Raw genomic sequence first — 3,248 nt, forward strand, 5'->3', positions numbered from 1 at the left:
CTGGCGCATCGATTTCCAGCTCGGATGGGATGCCGATCCGGTGCTGGAGAGAACGCCCGAACGCGTGATCCCGCGCGTGCAGGCGCTGCTGGGCAAGGACGCCCAGTTCACGCTGGAATGGGTGAGCGTCTACACCTTCTCCTGCGTGCGCATGGACCGCTTCCGCCATGGCCGGGTGCTGTTCGTGGGCGATGCCGCGCATTGCGTCTCGCCGTTCGGCGCGCGCGGTGCCAACAGCGGCATACAGGATGCCGAGAACCTGGCCTGGAAGCTGGCCTTCGTCCTGCAGGGCAAGGCCCCTGACAGCCTGCTGGACAGCTATGCCAGCGAGCGTGAATTCGCCGCCGACGAGAACCTGCTCAACTCCACCCGCTCCACTGACTTCATCACGCCCAAGAGTGCGGTCAGCCGCTGCTTCCGCGATGCCGTACTGGCGCTGGCGCGCGAGCATGCCTTCGCGCGCAGGCTGGTCAACAGCGGACGCCTCTCGTTGCCGGCCACGCTGCACGGTTCGCCCCTGAGCAGCGCCGACAGCGCGCCTTTCCACGGCGCGATGCAAGCCGGCACCCCTTGCACCGATGCGCCGGTGCTGACCGACACCATACCCGGCTGGCTGCTGCCGCATCTGGGCGACCAGTTCGTGGCGATGATCTTTGCCCCGCCGGCCTCGCTCTCGGCCGCCCTGCTGCCGGCGCTGGTGCGGTTGACCGAAGGCAGCCTGCCGCTGCGCCTGCTGTTCGTCAGCGGCGCGCAGGCGAGTGCGGAAGACCACACCGTGCTCTCGGCACTGGGAGACGGTGCCGTGCAGGTGCAGGACATCGAGGGCCTGGTAGCACAACGCTATGACGGCCAGCCGCACACCTGCTACCTGATCCGCCCCGACCAGCACGTCTGCGCACGCTGGCGCACGGTCGATGCGGCGGCGCTGGCGCAGGCCCTGCAGCGCGCCACCGGCCACGAGCCCGCTGCGCAGCCGGCACCGGTGCCGGACGCGGCCTGATCCCTTTGCAGGACCTGACAACACTTTCAACAAGGAGACAAGCATGAGCCTCAATACCGCCCCCAACCTGGCGCGTCCGGACGACTTCTATGAAGCCCTGATCGAGATGCATCGCGGCCTGGACGACGCCACCAGCCAGGACGTCAATGCCCGCCTGATCCTGCTGCTGGCCAATCACATCGGCGGCCACGAAGTGCTGATCGAAGCCATGCAGCGCGCGCGTGCCGGGGTGGATCCGGCAGTATCAGCTGCGCTGGCCGAAGCAGCCTGAGCGACCCACCTCTTTCATCGACATCCACAAGAGCACCGCCACAGGTGCCTGTTCAACGGAGACTTTCATGATGACCCCATCCCCGGGTGCCGGCACGCTGGCCGCCCCTTCCGCACTCAAGCTGAGCGTGGCGGCCGAAGACGCGATCTATCGCAAGGTCTGGCTGCGCATCATTCCCTTTCTTTTCATCTGCTACGTGGTGTCCTTCTTGGACCGCATCAACATCGGCTTCGCCCAGTTGCAGATGAAGCAGGACCTTGGCTTCAGCGACGCCATGTATGGCCTCGGCGCGGCGGTGTTCTATGTCGGCTACGTGCTGTGCGAGGTGCCCAGCAACATGCTGCTGGCCCGCTTCGGCGCACGCCGCACCTTTTCGCGCATCATGGTGCTGTGGGGCCTGGCGTCGGTGGGCATGATGGCCGTCAGCGACGCGACGCATTTCTACGGTTTGCGCTTCCTGCTCGGCGTATTCGAGGCGGGATTCTTTCCCGGCATCGTGCTGTATCTCAGCTACTGGTTCCCGGCACGCCGCCGCGCGGCGGTGATGGCGATCTTCTTTGCCGGGGTGGCGGTAGCGGGCGTGTTGGGCGGACTGGTCTCGGGCTGGATCATGCGTGACATGGCGGGCGTGATGGGCCTCTATGGCTGGCAGTGGATGTTTGCCATCGAGGGCGCACCGGCGGTGGTGCTGGGGGTGCTGGTGATCTTCCTGCTGGCCGACGGACCGGCGCAGGCCACCTGGCTCACGCCGGAAGAACGCAGCTTCCTGCAGAACCGCCAGAGCCAGGAAGCGCTGCGCACGCATCACGTGAGCGCCCACTCGCTGACGGCGCTCAAGCAGGCGCTGTCGCATCGGCCGACCTACCTGTTCGCCTTCATCTACTTTGCGCTGACCTGCGGCTCGCTCACGCTGAACTTCTGGATGCCGCTGATGATCCGCGACTTCGGCATCAAGGATGTGGTACAGGTCTCGCTCTACACCGTCATTCCCAATGCCATCGGTGCTATCGGCCTGATCCTGATCGCGCGCCGCTCGGATCGCCGCAATGAACGTCACGGCCACTTCCTGGTATGTACCACCGGCGGTGCGCTGGCACTGGCGGCGCTGACTCTGCATCCGTCGAGCTTTGCGGTGTCGCTGGGGCTGCTGTCGGTGGCGGCGGTGCTGATCTTTGCGGCCCTGCCGATCTTCTGGTCACTGCCGCCGGGCTTGCTGCCGGCCCAGACCATCGCGCCCGGCATCGCCTTCATCTCCAGCGTGGGCATCACCAGCGGCATCGTCAGTCCCTGGCTGATCGGCCTGGTCAAGACGCGAACCGGCAATATCGATATCGCGCTGTATATCCTGGCGGGATTGCTGTTGCTCAGCGGCTTGACGATGTGGACGATGATCCCGCGCAAGGGGGCGCCGGAAGGGCAACGGCAGCCCGCCTGAAACGGTCCTTCACTTGCATGCGCGAAGCCGTCCTGTGAAAACAGGGCGGCTTTTTTGTTGGCGACATGGCGATACGTTGCGGATCGAATTCGGCGGACGTCAGCCTTTTTCGTCTCCAAGGCGTTAAGCCACAAGTTTGCTTCCAGCGAAGAACCAAATGTCGGCCTCCGGAAAGCTGGTCAAGAAACTGTCAGAATTCCTTGATACAGTGACGCGCCGGTCCCGGGGGGTGACGGATCGGTCATGAATGGATCGCGCACGACCGGTCTCGGCGCGCCTGACCATGCCTTGCCAAGCCAACACCGCCACAACCGCACTTACCGCCAACACCGCCATCCAGCCTCGCCGCCATGACAATGAAGACCACCTCGCCGCAACTGACGGCCTATGAAGAAGTCAAGCCTGGCTTCGGCTGGATCGATGCGCTGGTGCTGGCGGTGCTGTTCGGCCTGCTGTGGAGCGCCCTGCACTTCGGCAAGGGCATGCTGGTGCACTTCGATCCGTCCGACCAGCTGGGGGTCGACAGCTCGCCCGCCATGATC

The 3,248-nt window shown here is 65.1% G+C and carries 3 protein-coding genes and 1 pseudogene; all 4 read left to right on the top strand.

Going from position 1 to position 3,248, the window contains the following annotated elements:
- Window positions 1–1,000: FAD-dependent monooxygenase (locus B3873_RS02625; RefSeq protein WP_286863894.1), on the top strand; the 1,000-nt coding region annotated here is incomplete at its 5' end.
- A 43-nt stretch (window positions 1,001–1,043) separates the two neighbouring features.
- Window positions 1,044–1,271, top strand: a complete 228-nt coding sequence (locus B3873_RS02630; RefSeq protein ID WP_034331382.1) for a DUF2783 domain-containing protein — start codon at window positions 1,044–1,046, stop codon at window positions 1,269–1,271.
- 67 nt (window positions 1,272–1,338) lie between these two features.
- Complete coding sequence (locus B3873_RS02635) at window positions 1,339–2,706, top strand: MFS transporter (protein WP_286863897.1); 1,368 nt, start codon at window positions 1,339–1,341, stop codon at window positions 2,704–2,706.
- A gap of 350 nt (window positions 2,707–3,056) precedes the next feature.
- Window positions 3,057–3,248: pseudogene (locus tag B3873_RS02640) on the top strand (sulfonate ABC transporter permease); the annotation flags it as partial.

It is taken from the genome of Herbaspirillum sp. UBA812 (assembly GCF_002296545.1).
In the GTDB taxonomy this organism is placed as follows: Bacteria; Pseudomonadota; Gammaproteobacteria; order Burkholderiales; family Burkholderiaceae_D; genus Herbaspirillum; species Herbaspirillum huttiense.